The organism is Bergeyella anatis, assembly GCF_036016955.1.
GTDB lineage: Bacteria > Bacteroidota > Bacteroidia > Flavobacteriales > Weeksellaceae > JAYWXI01.
This window is the reverse complement of record NZ_JAYWXI010000020.1, coordinates 1-19136: the sequence shown is the minus strand read 5'-3', so window position 1 is coordinate 19136 and position 19136 is coordinate 1. Positions and strand designations below refer to the sequence as shown.

At 41.0% G+C, this 19136-nt stretch carries 21 protein-coding genes and 1 tRNA gene; 19 read left to right on the top strand and 3 right to left on the bottom strand.

Annotated elements, in window-relative coordinates:
- The first annotated feature begins 94 nt into the window (after positions 1 to 94).
- The 4 genes from VQ048_RS10895 to VQ048_RS12960 all read left to right on the top strand — a co-directional run bounded on the left by VQ048_RS10895 (position 95) and on the right by VQ048_RS12960 (position 1728).
- Positions 95 to 604 carry a hypothetical protein gene (locus VQ048_RS10895; protein WP_327611711.1) on the top strand — a complete coding sequence of 170 codons (510 nt, stop codon included), beginning with the start codon at positions 95 to 97 and terminating at the stop codon, positions 602 to 604.
- Positions 605 to 698: 94 nt separating this feature from the next.
- Positions 699 to 986, top strand: a complete 288-nt coding sequence (locus VQ048_RS10890) for a helix-turn-helix domain-containing protein (RefSeq protein WP_013446715.1) — start codon at positions 699 to 701, stop codon at positions 984 to 986.
- 121 nt (positions 987 to 1107) lie between these two features.
- Entirely contained in the window at positions 1108 to 1383 is a 276-nt protein-coding gene (locus tag VQ048_RS12965) for an antA/AntB antirepressor family protein (protein ID WP_442872824.1), read from the top strand.
- A gap of 45 nt (positions 1384 to 1428) precedes the next feature.
- A complete protein-coding gene (locus VQ048_RS12960) occupies positions 1429 to 1728 on the top strand; it encodes a hypothetical protein (protein ID WP_442872823.1) in 300 nt (99 codons plus the stop codon).
- On the opposite strand, the gene VQ048_RS10880 is transcribed toward VQ048_RS12960, so the two are convergent.
- Complete coding sequence (locus VQ048_RS10880; RefSeq protein WP_015345510.1) at positions 1709 to 1996, bottom strand: helix-turn-helix domain-containing protein; 288 nt, start codon at positions 1994 to 1996, stop codon at positions 1709 to 1711. The genes VQ048_RS12960 and VQ048_RS10880 overlap by 20 nt on opposite strands.
- Before the next feature lie 150 nt (positions 1997 to 2146).
- On the opposite strand from VQ048_RS10880, the gene VQ048_RS10875 reads away from it, so the two are divergent.
- From VQ048_RS10875 to VQ048_RS10855, 5 genes are all read left to right on the top strand, one after another.
- The gene (locus VQ048_RS10875; RefSeq protein ID WP_327611710.1) at positions 2147 to 2425 is read left to right on the top strand and encodes a hypothetical protein; all 279 of its coding nucleotides are present in this window, start codon (positions 2147 to 2149) and stop codon (positions 2423 to 2425) included.
- A 28-nt stretch (positions 2426 to 2453) separates the two neighbouring features.
- Complete coding sequence (locus tag VQ048_RS10870; protein ID WP_327611709.1) at positions 2454 to 2984, top strand: hypothetical protein; 531 nt, start codon at positions 2454 to 2456, stop codon at positions 2982 to 2984.
- Between the two features lie 154 nt (positions 2985 to 3138).
- Positions 3139 to 3561 carry a hypothetical protein gene (locus VQ048_RS10865; protein WP_052911096.1) on the top strand — a complete coding sequence of 141 codons (423 nt, stop codon included), beginning with the start codon at positions 3139 to 3141 and terminating at the stop codon, positions 3559 to 3561.
- A 62-nt stretch (positions 3562 to 3623) separates the two neighbouring features.
- Entirely contained in the window at positions 3624 to 4994 is a 1371-nt protein-coding gene (locus VQ048_RS10860) for a hypothetical protein (RefSeq protein ID WP_327611708.1), read from the top strand.
- A 1032-nt stretch (positions 4995 to 6026) separates the two neighbouring features.
- On the top strand, positions 6027 to 6341 hold the full coding sequence (locus VQ048_RS10855) for a helix-turn-helix domain-containing protein (protein WP_052911092.1): 315 nt from the start codon (positions 6027 to 6029) through the stop codon (positions 6339 to 6341).
- Positions 6342 to 6502: 161 nt separating this feature from the next.
- Here VQ048_RS10855 and VQ048_RS10850 read toward each other — a convergent pair.
- Positions 6503 to 6574, bottom strand: a tRNA-Arg gene (locus VQ048_RS10850).
- Between the two features lie 186 nt (positions 6575 to 6760).
- On the opposite strand from VQ048_RS10850, the gene VQ048_RS10845 reads away from it, so the two are divergent.
- From VQ048_RS10845 to VQ048_RS10820, 6 genes are all read left to right on the top strand, one after another.
- The gene (locus tag VQ048_RS10845) at positions 6761 to 7744 is read left to right on the top strand and encodes a bile acid:sodium symporter family protein (protein WP_327611707.1); all 984 of its coding nucleotides are present in this window, start codon (positions 6761 to 6763) and stop codon (positions 7742 to 7744) included.
- A gap of 53 nt (positions 7745 to 7797) precedes the next feature.
- Positions 7798 to 9669 carry a glycoside hydrolase family 13 protein gene (locus tag VQ048_RS10840; RefSeq protein WP_327611706.1) on the top strand — a complete coding sequence of 624 codons (1872 nt, stop codon included), beginning with the start codon at positions 7798 to 7800 and terminating at the stop codon, positions 9667 to 9669.
- Between the two features lie 10 nt (positions 9670 to 9679).
- The gene (locus tag VQ048_RS10835) at positions 9680 to 10243 is read left to right on the top strand and encodes a nuclear transport factor 2 family protein (RefSeq protein ID WP_327611705.1); all 564 of its coding nucleotides are present in this window, start codon (positions 9680 to 9682) and stop codon (positions 10241 to 10243) included.
- A gap of 14 nt (positions 10244 to 10257) precedes the next feature.
- Positions 10258 to 11562, top strand: a complete 1305-nt coding sequence (locus VQ048_RS10830; RefSeq protein WP_327611704.1) for an MFS transporter — start codon at positions 10258 to 10260, stop codon at positions 11560 to 11562.
- A 132-nt stretch (positions 11563 to 11694) separates the two neighbouring features.
- Positions 11695 to 12519 (top strand): CvfB family protein, encoded by an 825-nt coding sequence (locus tag VQ048_RS10825; protein WP_327611713.1) that lies wholly within the window; start codon positions 11695 to 11697, stop codon positions 12517 to 12519.
- Between the two features lie 49 nt (positions 12520 to 12568).
- Complete coding sequence (locus VQ048_RS10820; protein WP_327611703.1) at positions 12569 to 13858, top strand: NADase-type glycan-binding domain-containing protein; 1290 nt, start codon at positions 12569 to 12571, stop codon at positions 13856 to 13858.
- A gap of 326 nt (positions 13859 to 14184) precedes the next feature.
- Here VQ048_RS10820 and clpB read toward each other — a convergent pair whose 3' ends face one another.
- Positions 14185 to 16791, bottom strand: a complete 2607-nt coding sequence (gene clpB, locus VQ048_RS10815; protein WP_327611702.1) for an ATP-dependent chaperone ClpB — start codon at positions 16789 to 16791, stop codon at positions 14185 to 14187.
- Between the two features lie 228 nt (positions 16792 to 17019).
- On the opposite strand from clpB, the gene VQ048_RS10810 reads away from it, so the two are divergent.
- From VQ048_RS10810 to VQ048_RS10795, 4 genes are all read left to right on the top strand, one after another.
- Positions 17020 to 17256 carry a PspC domain-containing protein gene (locus VQ048_RS10810; protein ID WP_442872822.1) on the top strand — a complete coding sequence of 79 codons (237 nt, stop codon included), beginning with the start codon at positions 17020 to 17022 and terminating at the stop codon, positions 17254 to 17256.
- An 11-nt stretch (positions 17257 to 17267) separates the two neighbouring features.
- Complete coding sequence (locus tag VQ048_RS10805; RefSeq protein WP_327611701.1) at positions 17268 to 17783, top strand: GNAT family N-acetyltransferase; 516 nt, start codon at positions 17268 to 17270, stop codon at positions 17781 to 17783.
- A 303-nt stretch (positions 17784 to 18086) separates the two neighbouring features.
- Entirely contained in the window at positions 18087 to 18527 is a 441-nt protein-coding gene (locus VQ048_RS10800; protein WP_327611700.1) for a hypothetical protein, read from the top strand.
- Between the two features lie 163 nt (positions 18528 to 18690).
- Positions 18691 to 19136, top strand: a 446-nt coding sequence (locus VQ048_RS10795; RefSeq protein ID WP_503619823.1) for a phage tail-like protein, incomplete at its 3' end; no start/stop codon positions are given.

Below are 19136 nucleotides of genomic sequence, written 5' to 3'. Positions count from 1 at the left end.
GAAATCAAAAGAAGCAAGTTGAGTTACTAATTCGTTACCTGAAATTGAAAAAATGCTTATAATTTTTTATATATCAATAACTTAATGAATTAGTGTGAATTTTAAAATATACTTAACGGCTAACCAATTCAAAAACCTAAAATTCGCACTCCCTAAAATAGTAAATCATATAGAGTATATTATAAATATTAAAAAAAGTGCAAATGTTCGCTTATTGGGTAAAGTAGACCCCACAACAGGCAAAATAACACCACTAAAAGGGGATTTACCCTATAATTTATCCGATGAGGTAACACCAACCGCAGAAGAGCAACACACAACAGGCGAAGAACACGAAAAACAAAAGGCGAGAGTTAAGCTAAACAAAACTCAAAAAATAAATATTTTAATTGAGTTAGGTATTTATCAACATATATACAATAAAGGGTATCACGGTAGGCAGGTAGAGTTTTTGTTTGCTGATATTTTAGATACTACCGATAGATATGTGAGAGAAGTGCGAACATCAAGCGGAAAAATAAACCAAGAGTTTGCTAAAGACTACCTAGAGAAACTAAAAAATATGAAAACAGAAGACTTAGAGAAAAAGTCTAAAAATCAATAAATTAAAAATTTGGGAACTTTTTTGGGAACTCCCAAGTTAGTTCCCAAGCAACCGCACAATATACTTTTGCCCCATAATTCTAAACAAAAAAATTATGGAGGCAATACAATTTATAGGGACAAACCCTAACGAACTAATCAAAGCGATTTCTAACGCTATTGTTCCTGAATTGGAGCAAAGACTATCAAAACAATTTCAACCCAAAGAACCCACAACCTACCTCACACGGAAAGAGGTATGTGAATTACTGCATATAGATTACTCCACTCTGAACCGTTGGGCAAAGGGCGGTAAACTAACGGCGTACGGTATAGGTAATAGGGTGTATTACAAACGCAAAGAAGTAGAGGCATTAGTAGATAAAGGTAAAATCAAATACTAATAAAAAAAAAGGAAGCCCAAAAGACCCCCTTTAATTGTTGAATTGTAACACCAATAAACGGCATTTACATAGGGCAAATATAGGTAAAAAAGTTATAAATCATAAACACTAAAATATAAAAATGAACGAGTTAATCAAAATTACAGAACAAAATGGCAAACAAGCCGTGTCAGCTAGAGAGTTACACTCTTTTTTAGAGATAAAAGATAAATTCGCAGATTGGATAAAGCGAATGTTTGAGTATGGATTTATTGAAAATATTGACTATCAGAGTTTATCGGATTTTTCCGAAAAACCTAACGGCGGGCGCCCCTTAATAAATTACGCCCTTACGCTAGATTGTGCAAAAGAGATTTCAATGTTACAGAGAAGCGAAAAAGGCAAACAAGCGAGGTAGTATTTTATAGAGTGTGAAAAACGCCTAAAAAAACCACTTTCGCAGGTGGAGATAGTGGCACAATCCGCTCAATTATTACTACAGCAATCACAGCAACTAGAAACGCTACAAAAAGAAGTTAATCATATCAAGGCGAGGATAACCACAAGCGAGGAGAGTTTTATCACAATAGCAGGTTACGCCACACTAGAGAAAAAACGAATTGATAATAAAACAGTCTCTATCATAGGGCGTAAGGTAGCGAAATACTGCCGTGATAATGATATTATCATAGGGCAAATATTTGACCCTCGTTTTGGCTATGTTAATACTTACCCTAGAGATATTATTCAGATATTTTTTTAGGTTTAAGAGCGTCTATTTTAAGACTACCTACCTCTACATAATCCCCTTGCTCGTTTTGGATATATAAAGGTGTTTCGTTATCAGAATGAGCGAATAAGTCTCTAACAGGAATATTTAAGGCGTTAGAAATATCCTTTAAAGTCTTAGCATTTGGGAATTGTTCATTTTTTACAATCCTTGATATACTAGTTTCGGTTAATCCTATTTTGTTAGCTAATTCTTTACCTGTAACGCCTTTGTCTTTTAAAATTTCTTTAAGCCTTAACATTGGTTACTTTAATTATACTGCAAATATACACCAAATGTAAATAACAAGGTATATATTTTACATTTAATTTGCATATAATCATACTAAGATGTAAATTTGCAATTATAAAATATACATTAAAAGTAAATAAAAGATATATAAAATAACGCTATGACAAATCAGCACAACAATGGGCAGGTAAGCCCCAAAAGAACCTATTTAGAGCCTTATATGGTAAAACACCTAGAGCAGTTGCTCAACAGCGAAGAGGCTTATAATAACCTACTAGCTAACCTTTGGCGAGTGCGTTCAGGACTGCACGAGGTAGCCTCTAATAATCCACAAGTAAAGGAGATGACGAACTCTATAAATGAGATTATGGGGTGTTTATTACCATTAGAACCTCAATGGATACAAGCTATATCAGACCGAGCAAAAGGAATTATCTAATCAATTAACTAACTAAAAAACAAATAAAATGAGAATAATAAACAGCATCAGCAGTATCTACGAAAGTGAACTGAAAAATGCAGAAAACAAAAGACCAACCCTGGTATATGATGAGGATTTTGGAACAAATACAGACTATTTTAACAGCTTTGAGTTGTCTTTGTACTTGTTAGAGACAATGGATAACACCCATAACCTAAACCTATTCTTAGAGGGGTTAGGTAAGCCCAAAGTAAACGCAGATATATTTTACACTTTGCTGAGGTGTATCATAGAAAACAAAGAAATTACAGAAGAACACAAAAAGACCTATTTCGATACTACAAAAGAGTTGTACAGGATAAGTAATGTATTTTGGTATGTATCGCAAACTGTATCTTTTGTACCTGATTGGGATATAGACTGTTTCATTTTTGATGTAAGAAATGACCTTAACGATGACTACCCTGATATTTACGAAAGGGCAATGAAAGGGGATATAACCTATGACGAGTTTTTAGATGAGATTAAGACACTCAACAACCGAGTATTTGAGAAATTAAACCAAGATACCGCCTAAAACAAACCACTAAAACGCAATAAAATATAGGGGTGCAGGTTGTCAGCAAACCGCTGACGAACCGCCGACAAACCAAAGGCAAACCAACGAATAACCTAACTATAACCGAAAGATAACCTAACCATAACCAAAGGATAACCAAAATAATAAAATTATGAACGCACAAAAGGAGGGCTACAAAGCCATAATAAAGGAACTACCTGAGAGAATGACAACGGTATTAAAACAGATAGAGCAATTAGGAGAGTGTACCTATACGGAACTCGCAAACGCTTACAATATAAACACCAATCTAGTAACCAACCGTATTAGCGACCTGCAAAAAGTGGGGCTAATCCGAAAGATAGGCACGAAAGAATGCAACGGCAGACAACAAACTATATTTAAGGTATGCAGTTTAGACGAGGCTAAAAAAATACAAAAACGGTTATACATAGAGTACCGCACCAAGCGAGAGGATTTGGAAACGGACTTTATAACCTTAGCCAATAAGACCGAAACGACAAAAGACCTCATCAGAGGCAAAATAGAATACTATAAAACTAAAATAGATTTACTGATGAGGTTTGCGGTCTAACCTCATCAGATAAACCAAATAAAACGCTAATTGTCGCTAATCATCGCTTAATAAAATGTAATATGATAGATTATATCCGTGCGAAGTACGAAGCCCCTTATCAACTTAGAATCGAGTTAATGGATTTTATAACAGAGGTAAACACCACAACAGGCGAAACGAGTGGTAAAATGGTAGGGTTATACAACCAAATGAAGATAATACAATACCCCTCTAGGAGTGTATATATAGAGGGCAGTTTGCATAAGTTTTTTAATAAGGCAGATTTTAACGGTAACGATTTTAATAGTCAGGATTTATCCGTAACCCTTTACGAGATAGAAAGGGTACTAGGTCTAACACCTCAACACCTAAAGCTGACTAACTTAGAATTTGGGGTAAATGTTACGCTCCCTTTTGACCCTCAAAAGGTACTCAATAACCTACTATTTTACCAAGATAAAGAGTTTACCAAGAGCATAACGGCAGGTAACTTTAGAGAGGTGGAAAAAACGCAGTATTTCGTAAAGATATACGACAAGTACAGGCAGTATAATGATGACGATATAGAGGTAACCATAGTTAAGAACATACAGCCGAACACTTTTCGTTTTGAAATGAAGTACAGGAAAATGCAAAAACTCAACGATATAGGTATAACTTACCTTACGGACTTATTGGATACTGAAAAAATGGAGCAATTAAAATACAGGCTACTAGAGTGTTTTGATGAGGTCTATTTCTATGATTTTACAATGCGTACCGATAAGATGAACAAAAGGGAAAAAGAAGCTATAAAAGACTATTGTAACCCTAATTTTTGGAGTAATATAGAGGATAGAGTAGAAAGGTTTAAAAATAAGCGAGATTACAATAAAATCGTTGTGAAACATAGTCAAAATATCAAGGCTAAAATATCTAACTTAATAGCTGAAAAATGGGACGAACTTTTGCGTGAAAATTGTTACAAAATTACCAATATTTTAGAGCCAAATTCTGATGATAAAAATATTAAACATTGTTACAAAATTACCGATATTTCAAAAAGTGAAATTGTTACAAAATTACCACTAGTATATAGGGTAATTTCGTTACCATTTGGGGGTGTAGGGAGTGATGTTAAACAAGGCGAAAAAACAGAGGGTAAAAATGGGGCGACTGAATACGAAAAAAAAGAGAGTGTTTGCGAGGTTACGAAATTGGATATTTCAATGCAGAAAAAAGGGAGCAAATTTTTATGTTTCACGGGGCTAAAATATTATTGGAAAAATGAGCGAAAAATATTCAACGATTTAGAGAAAAAATATCTGCCGAGAAATAAGAGGGGTGTAAATTTGGAAGATAAGATTTATTTCATTGCTCACAATATCCGAAACGCTAAGTTCAACAAGAAACACAACAGGGCAAAGTTTGAGGCTAGGCATTACCCTGATTGGCAAATGCAGTTATTTTAATCAAAAACACCTCAAAAATCAATTTAAAAACATTTCTAATGTTAGGTATTACTTAGTAGAATATAATTGATTTTTGATACCTTAAAATCATTTTAAAGATAAGGGTAAAATATGAACCCAATGGGCACGGTTTAATTTACTTTTAGTTTAATCCTCTCCATACGACGAATTATTTTCTTTATCACTATCACTTACACTATCTTTATCAGTGATGTTTGCGATAGAATTATCGCCTTGCGATGTTTTGCGACAGAATTGTCGTCGTACGACGAATTATTATTTACATTTTTATTTACATTTACATTTACATTAAGGCTTTTTTGGGTTTCAGTGGGTTTTTCAAAAAAGGCTTGGGTTTTTTGGGTTATCATAAATGATAGTGTGAGAGAGGTTTTAATATTTAGGAGAAGTAAGGAAATCTTAATTAACAGAAAGAGGACTGAAGACAAGTATTTTAAAGAGTGGTTCAGAAAAAAATGGACAAGATAAAAAAAGGAGAGCAAAACTCTCCTTTATGACTAAAAAGATTGTTCTCAAAAGCCCAATCTTCCGAGTATAACAGGGCGTATCTTCATTATACTCTCTCGAACTTAATCGGTCTTGACCGAGATTTTCAGGGTATTACTGCCTTTATGTCCACCTCCCCGTCAATGCAAATATACGAAATTTCTAATTCTCTTTACTATAACTAGAAAGAACGGTAATATTGGGGTAAAATGGGGTAAGTTAGAAAAGCGGTAATGTTCGGTAAATATTCGCTAAACTGCGGTAAAAGAGAAAGGAAAAAGGTTCATTAAATATTCACTAAACTTCACTAAAACGAAATGTTCAGTAAATATTCAGTAAACTTCAGTAAAAATAACCTCATCAAATATTTAATGTTTTTAATATCCTCCAGGGGGAATTTTTGGAGTCCATAAAAAAGGGTAACATTTATTACATTCTGACACTATAAAAAGGGATTAGATGAGGTTATAAAATTACTTTGCGTGTATGTAATAAATTTGTAACATTGCATATAAAAACGAAGCAATGGGGGCAATAAAAATAAATTGGGATAAAGTAGAAAAAGAACTACCTACAATGAACGAGTATATAGATACTACTCACGGAAAAGTAGGAACACCACAAAGAGAAGAGTTCCAAGCAAAGGCACTAGCTTACTATTATGGGGAATTGATAAGAGAAGCTAGAAAAGAAAGAGACCTAACGCAGGAAGAACTAGCAAAAAAGGTAGGCAAAAACAGGGCGTATATCGCAAAAATAGAACAGGGTAAAACAGATTTACAGTTATCTAATTTTTTAGCCTTATTGAGAGCGTTGGGTTTGTCTATGAATATCGGTTAAATATTAACTACGGTAACGAATAAAAAAACAGGGGCAAAAACGCCCCTTTTTCATCTAATCAAAATGAGGGTAAAAATGAGTAAAACGCTCCTCGGTGGTAACAACGGTGGTAACAAATTTTCAAAAAATAAGTTAAAATATTGATAATCAATATATGGTTGTAGCCCCGCCAGGAATCGAACCTGGATCTAAAGTTTAGGAAACTTCTATTCTATCCGTTGAACTACGGGGCCGCTTTGCTTTATTTTTGAGAGGCGAATTTACAAAATTATGTTGAAATTTTTATGGTTGGGTTTAGAAATGGGGGTATTTCTGGGGGTACGGGCTGATATTTGTCGTTTTTGAGGGTAGGGTCAGGGAAAGTTTTTAATTTTGCTTTGCCTAAATGAAGGCTTTTTAATTTCATACTTGGGTTTATTTTGAATAGTAAATTAGCTTTTTTCGACCGCCAGACGGTGTTTTTGCTTTTGCTTGGGGCGATGGTGGCGATGGCCAAAGGGTTCCCTTATAAAGCGCATTATTCGGTGTGGTTTGATTTGCCGGGGTTTATCGATTGGGGGATTGCGGGGATTTTTTTGTTGTACGGTCTTAAGTTGGATTTTAGGAGTGTGGGGAGGGATTTGTCCAATTGGCGGCTTCATCTACTGGTTCAGTTTGGGACGTTTGTTTTGTTTCCTGTGCTGGTGCTTTTGTTTTATGGTTTGGTTCGAGGAGGGGCTTATGAGTTGCTTTGGCTGGCTTGTTTTTTCTTGGCTTGTTTGCCTTCTACGGTTTCTTCTTCGGTGGTAATGGTTTCGATGGCTCGGGGGAATGTTACTTCGGCTATTTTTAACGCGTCGGTTTCGGGGTGGATTGGGGTGGTGGTTACGCCGCTGCTGATGGGGCTTTTTTTGACTTCTTCGGGAGTGACGGAAAGCGACGGTGCGGTTTTTCGTCAGCTTTTGCTTAAGGTGATCCTTCCTATTGGGCTTGGCGGGCTTTTGAATCCTTTGTTTAGAAAGACGGTTTCCCGTTACGGAAAAGTCATTTCGGAGTTCGATCGGTTGGTTATTTTGCTGATTGTTTATGAGAGTTTTTCCAAAGCGTTTACGGAACGGGTGTTTGCGGAGATTCCTTTGGTTCAACTTGCGGGGCTTTCGGGGTTTGTTATCGGGTTGTTTTTTGTGGTTTACGAGGTGTTGAGACGTTTAGCGGTAACGATGGGGTTTGGTCGGGAGGATACGATAACGGCCACTTTTTGTGGGTCTAAGAAGTCTTTGGTTCACGGGAGTTTGTTTGTGATGGTGTTGGGGATTTCTCCGGAGCAGAAGGTTATTTTTCTACTTCCGGTGATGATTTATCATAGTTTTCAACTGTTTTATGTCAGTTGGTTGGCCAATCGTCTTGCGAGAGAGACTTCGTAAGGTGGTTTTTCGTACCTTTAGGGGCTTTTTTTAAGATTAAAAATTTTATTCCGATGAAGAGGAGTGTTTTATGGTTTTTGTTTTTAGGGTTGATGGTTTCCGGTGGGCTTTCGGCTCAGTTTAAAAAGGTGGAACCTGCCTTTTGGTGGAAAGGGATGAAAAATCCTCGGGTTCAGATTTTGCTTTATGGGGATGGGATTGCTCGTGGGACGCTTGCTTTTTCCGATGGTGTGAAGCCGGTATCGGTGGAGAAGGTGGAAAATCCCAATTATTTGTTTGTAACGATAGATACTCGGGAGGTTCCGGGATCGGGGTTTGAAATCTACCTTCAAAATGGAAAGAAACGTTTGGCGTCTTACCGTTACGAGTTGAAAGACCGACAGCCTCATTCGGCGCAACGGCCTTCTTTTGGGGCGAAGGATGCGGTGTATCTCATTATGCCGGATCGTTTTGCTAACGGCGATGTTTCTAATGATTCCCAGCCTTCGTTACGGGAAAAGGCTGACCGAACGCTTCCTTCGGGGCGTCATGGAGGCGATTTACGGGGGATTATCAATCGGTTGGATTATCTTCGGGAATTAGGGGTAACGGTTTTGTGGCTGACGCCTGTGAATCAGGATGATGAAAAAAGTTATTCTTATCACGGGTATGCCCAGACGGATTTGTACCGCATCGATGCCCGTTATGGGACGAATGAAGATTATTTGGAGCTTTCTCGGGAACTTAAGAAAAGGGGGATGCTTCTCATTCAGGATTACGTGACGAACCATTGGGGGATTTCCCATTGGTTGATTCAGGATTTGCCTTCTAAGGATTGGATTCACCGTTTTCCCGACGGCGAGGGGTCGTTTGGTTTTAAGCGTTCCAATTACCGTACGACGACGCAGTTTGATGCGAATGCGGCTTTGGTGGATCGGCGGGAGGCTTTGAACGGGTGGTTTGATACGACTATGCCGGATTTGAATCAGAGTCATCCTTTGGTTCTCAATTATTTGATTCAGAATGCGATTTGGTGGATCGAGTATGCCGAGCTTGGCGGATTGCGTGTGGATACTTATCCTTACAACGATAAGGAGGCTATGGCGAAATGGGCTAAGGCGATTACGGAGGAGTATCCACATTTGAATATTGTTGGCGAGGCTTGGATGTATAGTCCTGCGCATATTTCGTTTTGGCAGAAGGCTTCCAAAATCGGGGCGATGAAGGGGTATGATTCCCATTTGCCTTCGGTGATGGATTTTACGCTTTTTGCAGATTTGCCTTTGGCTTTGCAGGAAGAAGAGCGTTGGGATCGGGGGTTGGTCAGGCTCTATAATGTTTTTTCGAGCGATTTTCTTTACCCGGACATCGGCAACGTGATGGTTTTCTTTGAGAATCACGACACGGAACGCTGGAATGAGATTTTTGACGGGGATGTCCGTTATTATAAGTTGGCGATGGCTTTGATTTCGACGGTTCGGGGGTACCCTCAGCTGTATTACGGCTCCGAAGTGGGGCTTAGGGGAAGCAAGGCTCGGGGTGGCGATGCGGATATTCGTCGCGATTTTCCTGGGGGTTGGCCTGGGGACGCTCAAAATGCTTTTGAGGCCGAAGGGCGAACTGCGGAACAAACCCTTTTTTATGATTATACGGCGGCTTTGCTCAATTGGCGGAAGGGTAAGAACGTGATTCATACGGGGAAAACGAAGCATTATGTGCCTCAGGGGAATGTTTATGTTTATTTCCGTTACGACGATCAGGAGAAGGTGATGGTGGTGCTTAATACCAACGATACGGAAACGGTATTGGACTTGAAACGTTTTGAGGAAAGCCTCGGTGGGGTAACTCAGGGGTTTGATCCCATCGAAAAAAAGTTTTATGAGGTTTCGTCACAAGGGCGGCTTGTACTGCCTGCTAAATCGCCTTTGATTTTGGAATTAAAATAAGATGAGAAAGATGGCGTTGTTTAAAATCGGATGGCTCTGGGTTTGGTTGGTGGTTTGCTTTTCGGGGAGGCTTTGGGGTCAGGCATTGCCGGAAGACACGGTGAAGGACGAAAAGAAACGCATCGAAGCATTACTGGATGACCTGAACCGGTATTCGGGAGCGGCGGATTTTGAGGGGTATTTTGCTCTTTTTTCGGAGGAGTTGGTTTTTATCGGTACGGATGCAGGGGAGGTTTGGGATAAGGATGCTTTTAAGGCTTACGCTCATCCTCATTTTGCTAAAGGTAAAGCTTGGCAATTTATACCATTGGAACGCCATGTTTATTTGGGTGGAGATTCGGGGTATGCTTGGTTCGATGAGCTTTTGGATACGGCGATGGGGCTTTGCCGAGGCAGCGGGGTTGTGGAGAAAACGGCTTCGGGGTGGCGGATTCGGCAGTATGTGCTTTCGCTTACCGTGCCTAACGAGGCGGTAAAGGCGGTGAAAGAACATAAGGCTTCCGGAGAAAACTATTTGCTGGAACGTTTGCGAAAACGGGAGGAAATAAAAAAAATGAAAAACAGTAGAAAATAAATAAACTATTATCAATGAATACGATATCTACAAAACCGAATCTTAGCTTTTGGAAGATTTGGAACATTAATTTCGGTTTTTTCGGGGTTCAGATTGCTTATGCGCTTCAGAATGCCAATAACAGCCGTATTTTTCAGACGTTGGGTGCGGATCCGCATAATCTGAGTTATTTTTGGATTTTACCTCCGCTCATGGGGCTGATTATCCAGCCGATTGTCGGGGTGATGAGTGATAACACCTGGACGCGTTGGGGACGGAGGATTCCTTACTTGTTTGTGGGGGCTTTGGTGGCGGTCATTGTGATGGCTCTGCTGCCTAATGCGGGGAGTTTTAACCTCAGCGTGGCTAACGCGATGATTTTTGGTTTGGTGGCGTTGATGCTTTTGGATACGGCAATTAATATGGCGATGCAGCCTTTTAAGATGATGGTGGGGGATATGGTGAACGAGAAGCAAAAGAAACTGGCTTTTTCCGTTCAGAGTTTTGTTTGCAATGCGGGTAATTTTGTGGGCTTTTTGTTTCCTATTCTTTTCACCTGGATTGGGATACGGAATACGGCGGCGGAAGGCGTGGTGCCGGATTCGGTGATTTATTCTTTTTACGTAGGTGCAGCGATTTTGATTGGTTGTGTGCTCTATACGATTCTCAATGTGAAGGAGATGCCGCCTCAGGAGTATGCTAAGTTTCATGGTATAGAGGAGGGGAAGAAGGAAAAAGTGAATGTGTTTCAGTTGCTCAGGAAGGCTCCTAAGGTTTTTTGGACGGTGGGGCTTACCCAGTTTTTTTGCTGGTCTGCTTTTGTTTATATGTGGACATACACCAATGCGGGCATAGCGGAAACCGTCTGGAATACGACGGACGCCAAATCGTTGGCGTTTCAGAATGCCGGTAATTGGGTTGGGGTTCTTTTTGCGGTGCAATCGGTGGGGTCAATTCTTTGGGCGGTGGTTTTGCCGTTTTTTAAGACGAATAAATCGGCTTATTTCGTTAGTCTTTTGCTGGGCGGGATTGGGTTTATTTCCACTTTTTTTGTTCGGGATCAGTACCTTTTGTTTGGGTCTTATATGCTGATAGGATGTGCTTGGGCGGCCATATTGGCTTTACCGTTTACGATTTTGACTAACGCATTGAAGGGGAACAATATGGGGGCTTACTTGGGATTGTTTAATGGGACCATTTGTATTCCTCAGATTATTGCGGCGGTGCTTGGTGGTGTGGTTTTTCAGGCATTGGGAGGAAGTCCTATTTTGATGTTGGTGGTGGCTGGTGTTCTTTTGATTTTGGGCGCGCTTAGTGTCTTTGGAATAAAGGAGAAATAACGAAATTTGCTTTTGTTTTATGGTGTTCCCTGTTGTTGTTTCGACAGGGAATTTTTTTGCAAAATGGAGAGGGCTGATAATAAAAGCGTCAATGCGAATTATATTCCGGACGGAATAGATTACCTTTGCATTATGGAACTCGGAAAAAAACAACGATTAACGATAGCGGAGCAGAATTCTTCCGGCTTTGTTTTGGTGGATGGGCAAGGGGCTAAGGCTTTTATTCCCAAAATTTTCTCGGAGCCGCATTGGCGTGAAGGCGATGAGGCCGAAGTATTTGTGTACCAAGACGACGGAGTGATGAAAGCCACCACGGAAGAACCCTTGGCTCAGGTTGGTCAGTTTGCGGTGATGACTTGTGTTCAGAGTTTGCCTTCGGGGGCATTTTTGGACTGGGGAATCATCAAGGATTTGTTTGTTCCTTATAAGCAGCAGAAAGGTAAGATGGAGGAGGGGAAACGTTATTTGGTATATGTTTACGTGGATGAGGAAACGGGGCTGATTACGGGGACGACGAAGTTTAAGCGCAATCCGCATTATGAGAATTTGCCTTTTGAAAAGGGGGATCGGGTGAATTTGATTCTTATGGGCGAAAGCGAGCTGGGGTGGAATGTAGTGGTGAATCAAACGCATTTGGGGCTTATTTACGCTTCGGACGTTTATAAGAAGCTTTACCCTTTGTCGGAGGAGGTGGGGTATATCAAGTCGGTGCGCGAGGACGGGAAAATCGACGTTACCCTTCAGCCGGAAGGGTATGCGCATGTCGACGAATTTAAACGGAGAATCCTGGAGGCATTGGAAGAAAACTACGGATTGCTTTACCTTTCGGATAGTTCTTCGCCCGAAGAAATAAAGGCGGAACTTCAGATGAGTAAAAAGAATTTCAAGAAAGCGATTGGAGGGCTTTATAAGGATAAGCTCATTGCGATTTCGGAGGATCGGATCCGGTTATTATAGTAGTATTGGAAGTCTTATTAACGAACGACGGAACAATAGACCATACACAATGAAAAGGACAATCATAATCAACTTAATATCCCTAATAGTAGTGATTTGTGTTTCTGCGTGCGGACAAACTCAACAACAGACAGAGCAGACAAAAAGAACTTCAAATGAAGAAACTGTTTCAACACAAGAATTAAAAATTATTGAGCCAACCATTGGTTCAACCCCTGATATTAGTGATGACGCTAGGAAAAAACAGCAACGACTTAATGAACTTTACGCAAAAGTTGATAGCCTAATAAATACTTATCCTGACTATGAAACGGCAAAACAACATTTGACGGAAAGACAGATTGAAATTTGGGAAAACGAAGAAGAATATAGTAAAGAAGACCACTTGGATGTAAGCATTTGGGGTTGTAATTGGTATTGTGGTGGCGGTCCGGATCGTATTTTCGCAAGTTCAACTCTTTCTTCAAATAAAAACCTTGACTACAAAGCGGACAATGTTCACGACTTTTCATTAAGGACAGCTTGGATTGAAGGGGTTGAAGGTTATGGCATTGGGGAAAGTATAACTTTTAGATTTGCTAAACAATCACCACCCGTTACGACGGTTGAGATTTACAATGGGTATATGAAGTCTGATAAAGTCTGGCAAGATAACTCAAGAGTTAAACAGTTGAAACTTTATGTAAATGACAAACCTTATGCTTTATTAAATCTAAAAGATATTAAATCAAAACAGATTTTTACTATTGACACACTTCAAGGAACTGACAAAGACCTGTTTTTAAAGTTTGAGATAACTGAAGTTTACAAAGGCGACAAATATGATGATGTTGCGATTTCAGAAATTGAATTTGATGGAACGGGGGTTCATTGTTTTACAAAAGGAACTTTAATAACTACGCCTAACGGGCAGATAGAAATAGAAAAATTGAACGTTGGGGATAAGGTATTGTCATTTAACCAACAAACAAAGAAAATCGAGGTTTCAACCATCTTGGAATTAGCAAATCAAAAGCATCATAATCTTTATGAACTTAATTTTTCAGGAACAAAAATTATAGTAACAGATGACCATCCGTTCTTTTTCAACGGGCAGTTTTATTCTATTAAAGAAAACAATAAGTATGGTCTACAAACACAGGAACTTAAAAAGGGACAATCAATAAACTTCCTTGTTGGTACAGACTTTAAAACCAAAGAACTCACCATGATTAAGAAACTTAACCTATGTGAGATGACCTATACCATAACCAAACTTGACAAAAACAAAATATTCTTTGCTAATGGAGCCTACGTAACGACCGAAGAACAAACGGTTTCAAATGCAAGAAATAAATGAAAAACAGATAAATAAGGTTGCTGATGTGCCACCTGTACATAAATGGGAGTTTCGTGCTTCGTAGGAAGTTTTGGTTAAATCCTTTCCTGCTGAAAATTTGCCTTCCAAAATATTACAGTTAAATAGAATATTTGAAAAAGACGGGGAAATCGAAAAAGTAGAAAAAATTAAAAAATGTTTCTTTGTACTGCTTTTTGAGAATTTACTAAGGCCGAAAAAACTCTGTTCTGGTTCGTTTATTGCGGCAATAGTTTGTTTTCGGATTGATTTTAATTAAAAAAAAGGACAAACGTTTGGTTTGTCCTTTTTGTTGGGTTTTTGTTTAATTAAGAGGTTGTTGGGCGGAAGACCAATCCGCTTTCTTCAAAATAATCCAGCGTGATGCGTTGGTTGTCGCTGATGGTTCCGGCGAGGAGTGCTTTGGAAAGAAGGTTGAGCACATCCTGCTGCAGCACTCTTTTCAGTGGTCTTGCGCCAAATGCGGGGTCGTAGCCTTTTTCGATGATGTACGTTAGGGCATCTTCGGTGGCGGTCATAATGATTCCTTTTTTCTCCAGCATCTTATTGTAACCTCTCAGCTGGTATTGGACGATTCGGCTGATCTCTTTTTTGCTCAACGGTTGGAAGAGGACGATTTCGTCGATACGGTTCAGAAACTCGGGACGAAGCGTTTGCTTGAGGAGGCCGAAGACCTCTTCTTTGGTAGCTTCCACTATGGCGGCAGGAACCGAATCCTCTTCGTCGCGTTGGGCTTGGTCGAAACGCTCCTGAATGATAGGAGAGCCTAAATTGGACGTCATGATAATGATGGCGTTTTTGAAATTAACCACTCGGCCTTTGTTGTCCGTTAGGCGTCCGTCATCCAAAACTTGAAGCAGCGTGTTGAAGACGTCGGGATGGGCTTTTTCAATTTCGTCCAAAAGCACTACGGAATAAGGTCTTCTCCGCACGGCTTCTGTGAGTTGTCCGCCTTCGTCATAGCCTACGTATCCCGGAGGCGCTCCTACCAGTCGGGACACCGAATGACGCTCCTGATATTCGCTCATGTCGATACGGGTCATGTTATTTTCGTCATCGAAGAGGAACTCGGCCAAGGCTTTTGCCAGTTCGGTTTTTCCGACACCGGTGGTTCCTAAAAAGAGGAACGAGCCGATGGGTTTTTTCTCGTCGTTCAAACCGGCACGGTTTCTTCTTATGGCGTCGGCCACTGCCGTGATGGCTTCTTCTTGGCCCACCACTCGTTTATGGAGTTCTTCCTCCAGGTTTAGGAGTTTTTCCCTTTCGCTTTGTAAGAGTTTGGTAACGGGAATTCCGGTCCATTTGGAAATGACTTCCGAAATGTTTTCGGCGGTTACCTCTTCTTTTATCAGTTCGTTTTGGTGGTTTTGCATGGTCTGCTCCAATGTTTGGAGTTCTTGCTCTTTTTCCCTTAGTTTTCCGTATTGGATTTCTGCTACCTTGGCGTAGTCGCCTACTCTCGAAGCCCGTTCGGCTTCCAGTTTTAGGGTTTCGATTTCTTTTTTAACGGCTGTAAGGTCTTCGGACTTTTGTTTTTCGCTTAACCACTTGGCGTTCAGTTCGTTTCTTTGCTCTTGGATTTTGGCGATGTCCTCTTTAAGGTGTTCGGTTTTCAGGGGATTGTCTTCCCTTGCGATGGCGGCCAATTCGATTTCCATTTGCATGAGTTTCCGATCCAAAACGTCCAGTTCTTCGGGTTTGGAGTTGATTTCCATTCGGAGTTTGGCCGAAGCCTCGTCGATGAGGTCGATGGCTTTATCCGGAAGAAAACGATCCGAAATGTACCTTTGGGATTGCTCGACGGCTGCAATGATGGCTTCGTCTTTAATCCTTACTTTGTGGTGGGCTTCGTACTTGTCTTTGATGCCTCGAAGGATGGAGATGGCCGATTCGGTATCGGGTTCTTCCACCATGACTTTTTGGAAGCGTCGCTCCAAAGCCTTGTCTTTTTCAAAGTATTTTTGGTATTCGTTTAGAGTAGTGGCTCCCACGGCCCTTAGTTCTCCTCTTGCCAAAGCGGGTTTGAGGATGTTGGCGGCGTCCATGGCGCCTTCGCCGCCGCCGGCTCCGACCAGCGTGTGGATTTCGTCAATGAAAAGAATAATTTGACCTTCGGATTTAATCACTTCGTTGACCACGGATTTTAGTCTTTCTTCAAACTCTCCTTTGTATTTGGCGCCGGCAATCAATGCGCCCATGTCCAAAGCGTAGAGGGTTTTGTCCATCAGGTTTTCGGGCACGTCGCCGCTGATGATTCTGTGGGCGATTCCTTCGGCAATGGCGGTTTTACCCACGCCGGGTTCACCGATTAAAATCGGGTTGTTTTTGGTTCTTCGGGACAGGATTTGAAGCACGCGGCGGATTTCTTCATCTCTTCCGATGACGGGATCCAGCTTGCCTTCGGCTGCCAGTTCATTGAAGTTTTTGGCGTATTTGCTTAGGCTTTGGTAGGTTTGCTCCGAACTTGCCGAGGTGGCTTTGGAGCCTTTACGGAGTTCTTTGATACCGCCTTCCAAGAGGGCTTTGGTTACGCCCATGTCCTTTAGTAAGGTGGCTACGGCGGAGGGATTTTCGATTAAAGCCAGCCATAGGTGTTCAATGGTAACGTATTCGTCGCCCATTTTTTTTGCCAAATTGGGAGCGTCTAAAAGAATTTTGCTTGCGGTGGAACCTAAGTAAAGGTTTCCGCCTTCCACTTTGGGTAGGGCTTCCAGGGCGGTGCGGTTTCTTTCTCTTATGAGGGCAGCGTCCGCTTCCGATTTTTTTAATAGGAAGGACGAGATGGTTTCATCGCTTTGGAAGATGCCTTCCAAAAGATGTTGGGGTTCAATACTTTGATGGCCAAATTCCATTGCGACTTGTTGGGCTTTTTGGATGGCCTCTTGCGATTTTACTGTAAATTGATTAAGATTCATATTTTTTTGTGATATTTTTTATAAGGATTATTTTTTAATTTTTATCTTCGCATAAGGGGAGGCAAAAACCGTTCTTTTATTGAAAACGGAATTTAATCGGACAAAATTTCCTGAAAAGCAGAGGGTTAAAATTATTTTTAGGACTTTTTGTCTTTATTTGAGCCTCTTTTGGAATGCAATGGAGAGGGGTGAAAAACGAAATTTTTATATTAAGACTTTTATTTTTTTATGCGAGAACCTAAAATCATAACGAAAGTAAGGCATAATGTGGAGCGGGAGTGGTTTGGTGTCCTTACGCGCATGGGGCATAAGTTGGGGATTCCGGTTACTAAGCTGAGGGTGTTTTTTATTTATTCGACTTTTGCTACGGTGGGTTTCTTTTTTTTGTTTTATCTTTTTTTGGCGTTTTGTCTTTGGGTGAAGGATATTTTTGTAACCCGCAGGCCTAACGTTTTTGACCTTTAATTTTTTTCGAGATGGAACTTTTGTGGCTTAACGATCCTCAAGAGGTTAGGGTGGATCGGCTTTACCGTTCGTATACCAATGCGTTTCCCGAGGACGAAAGACGCAGTAAGGCTCAGTTTTATGCTTTGTTTGATCGGGATCAGGTTCAGGTTTATGCGTTGGATCGGGCGCAAACTTATGTGGGGTATATGATTTGTTGGACGTTGGGGCAATTTGTGTTTTTGGAGCATTTTGAGATTTTTCCGGAGTTTCGTTATCAAAATTTCGGAACCGAAGCGCTTTCGGCTTTGTTGCAACGTTGTTCGAGGGTGGTTTTGGAATCGGAACCGGCGACGCTAAATCCTTCGGCGGCTCGGCGGATTTCGTTTTATCGGCGGAATGGGTTTCGTGTTGTGGATGAGGGGTATATGCAGCCTGCGTATGCGGCGGATAAGCAGCCGGTTCCGCTTTGGTTGATGGCTTCCTTTTTTTCGGAAAAGCCTGGTCTTCTTTCGGAGGAAATAAAGGATGTGGTGTATCAAAAATGATTTTTTTCTGTTCCCTCTTGTGCGGGTCTTAATAATTTTCTACATTTGGCTCTGTTATGCTTTTGGAACCCAAGGACATCCGAAAAAACGAAAAAAAACAACTGAAAAATTTGGTGGTTTCGGATAATTGTGTAAACACACACACACACACACTTATATTCCCTAAATTCTTATAGGGGCGCGCAGGTACAGGTAGGCGTAGCTTATAAAAAATTTTCGGAAAAACCAACGGCACTTTATTTTTTGGGGGCTTTGGTTTTGGGCGTTGTTTTGAGAAAACAGAGTCCTCAAAACAACGCTTTTTTGGTTTTTACCCTTGTGGTCGTTTTGGCCGTTAGTCTATTTTCTTTTTCGGGAAGTTCATTTTTCACGATAAACTCCAAGCTAAAAGCACTTCTTTGTTTTCATAAGTTAAAGTTTAAGTGTATCGGTGCTTTTAGCCGCCGGAAAGCCGCTCCATGGCTTTCCGGCTTTCTTTCAAAATCATTCCACGCTCCCAATAAAACCACGCAGAGGGTCATTACCAAGGCGTTCTCCTTTGGTCTTCCGTCCGAATCAAAGGCGGTGCCACAAGCTAAAGCGGTCTTTTCCGACCTCTCAAAAACGGAGGCGTTTAGCCGAGTTTTCAGGGGCTTGAACGTTTGGTTCTTTGGTTTCAAGACCAAAGACCAAACCACTTCCGACGCCAGTCAAAAAAATAAAACGGCGGCTTCATCGGAAAATAGAGAAAAAGAAAAGCATTAAAAAAGTGCGGAAGCACGGCGCAGGCGTTCATTGTTTTTTGCATCGGTGCAGGGTTGCGGGAAGGAAGTCTTCATAACCAATCCAACACCTAACGCCTTCCCCTTCCCCGCCCGATGCTTTTAACCCTTAACAACTAACCATTAACCATTAAAAAAGATTTGTGATGAAAAAAACGACAACTTACGCCGTTTGGGCTTTTTTGGGTCTCGGCGTGTACGCCTTCGGGCAGAACGACGGGCGTGTGGGGATTAACACGACCACACCGGGAGCGACTTTAGAGGTTGCCCCGAATGAAAATCTTCCTAAAGAGCGGGCGAATGGGCTTCTTATTCCCCGATTGACTTTGGAAGCTGTGTCCCATATGACCTTGACGCCCGACCAGCACTCGATGCTGGTGTTTGTGAAGGACGTGAACCTCACCGGCGGTATGGGAGGTGGTAAGATTACGGGGATTACCGATGTGGGGTATTATTACTACAGCCAAGAAAATATTTCGTTTCCCGGCACTTGGGTCAAGCTGAATGCAGGCGTGCCTTTCAGCCTTCCTACCGGTACGGCGGACGGTCAGGTTTTGACTTGGGACGCCGCTGCCAACCAATACGTTTGGCG

Bases quoted from the DNA above. Each gene is read 5' to 3' on its own strand.
- VQ048_RS10890 (WP_013446715.1), top strand. From the start codon at position 699: ATGGAGGCAATACAATTTATAGGGACAAACCCTAACGAACTAATCAAA.
- VQ048_RS12965 (WP_442872824.1), top strand. From the start codon at position 1,108: ATGAACGAGTTAATCAAAATTACAGAACAAAATGGCAAACAAGCCGTG.
- VQ048_RS10880 (WP_015345510.1), bottom strand. From the start codon at position 1,996: ATGTTAAGGCTTAAAGAAATTTTAAAAGACAAAGGCGTTACAGGTAAA.
- VQ048_RS10875 (WP_327611710.1), top strand. From the start codon at position 2,147: ATGACAAATCAGCACAACAATGGGCAGGTAAGCCCCAAAAGAACCTAT.
- VQ048_RS10870 (WP_327611709.1), top strand. From the start codon at position 2,454: ATGAGAATAATAAACAGCATCAGCAGTATCTACGAAAGTGAACTGAAA.
- VQ048_RS10865 (WP_052911096.1), top strand. From the start codon at position 3,139: ATGAACGCACAAAAGGAGGGCTACAAAGCCATAATAAAGGAACTACCT.
- VQ048_RS10860 (WP_327611708.1), top strand. From the start codon at position 3,624: ATGATAGATTATATCCGTGCGAAGTACGAAGCCCCTTATCAACTTAGA.
- VQ048_RS10855 (WP_052911092.1), top strand. From the start codon at position 6,027: ATGGGGGCAATAAAAATAAATTGGGATAAAGTAGAAAAAGAACTACCT.
- VQ048_RS10840 (WP_327611706.1), top strand. From the start codon at position 7,798: ATGAAGAGGAGTGTTTTATGGTTTTTGTTTTTAGGGTTGATGGTTTCC.
- VQ048_RS10835 (WP_327611705.1), top strand. From the start codon at position 9,680: ATGGCGTTGTTTAAAATCGGATGGCTCTGGGTTTGGTTGGTGGTTTGC.
- VQ048_RS10830 (WP_327611704.1), top strand. From the start codon at position 10,258: ATGAATACGATATCTACAAAACCGAATCTTAGCTTTTGGAAGATTTGG.
- VQ048_RS10825 (WP_327611713.1), top strand. From the start codon at position 11,695: ATGGAACTCGGAAAAAAACAACGATTAACGATAGCGGAGCAGAATTCT.
- VQ048_RS10820 (WP_327611703.1), top strand. From the start codon at position 12,569: ATGAAAAGGACAATCATAATCAACTTAATATCCCTAATAGTAGTGATT.
- clpB (WP_327611702.1), bottom strand. From the start codon at position 16,791: ATGAATCTTAATCAATTTACAGTAAAATCGCAAGAGGCCATCCAAAAA.
- VQ048_RS10810 (WP_442872822.1), top strand. From the start codon at position 17,020: ATGCGAGAACCTAAAATCATAACGAAAGTAAGGCATAATGTGGAGCGG.
- VQ048_RS10805 (WP_327611701.1), top strand. From the start codon at position 17,268: ATGGAACTTTTGTGGCTTAACGATCCTCAAGAGGTTAGGGTGGATCGG.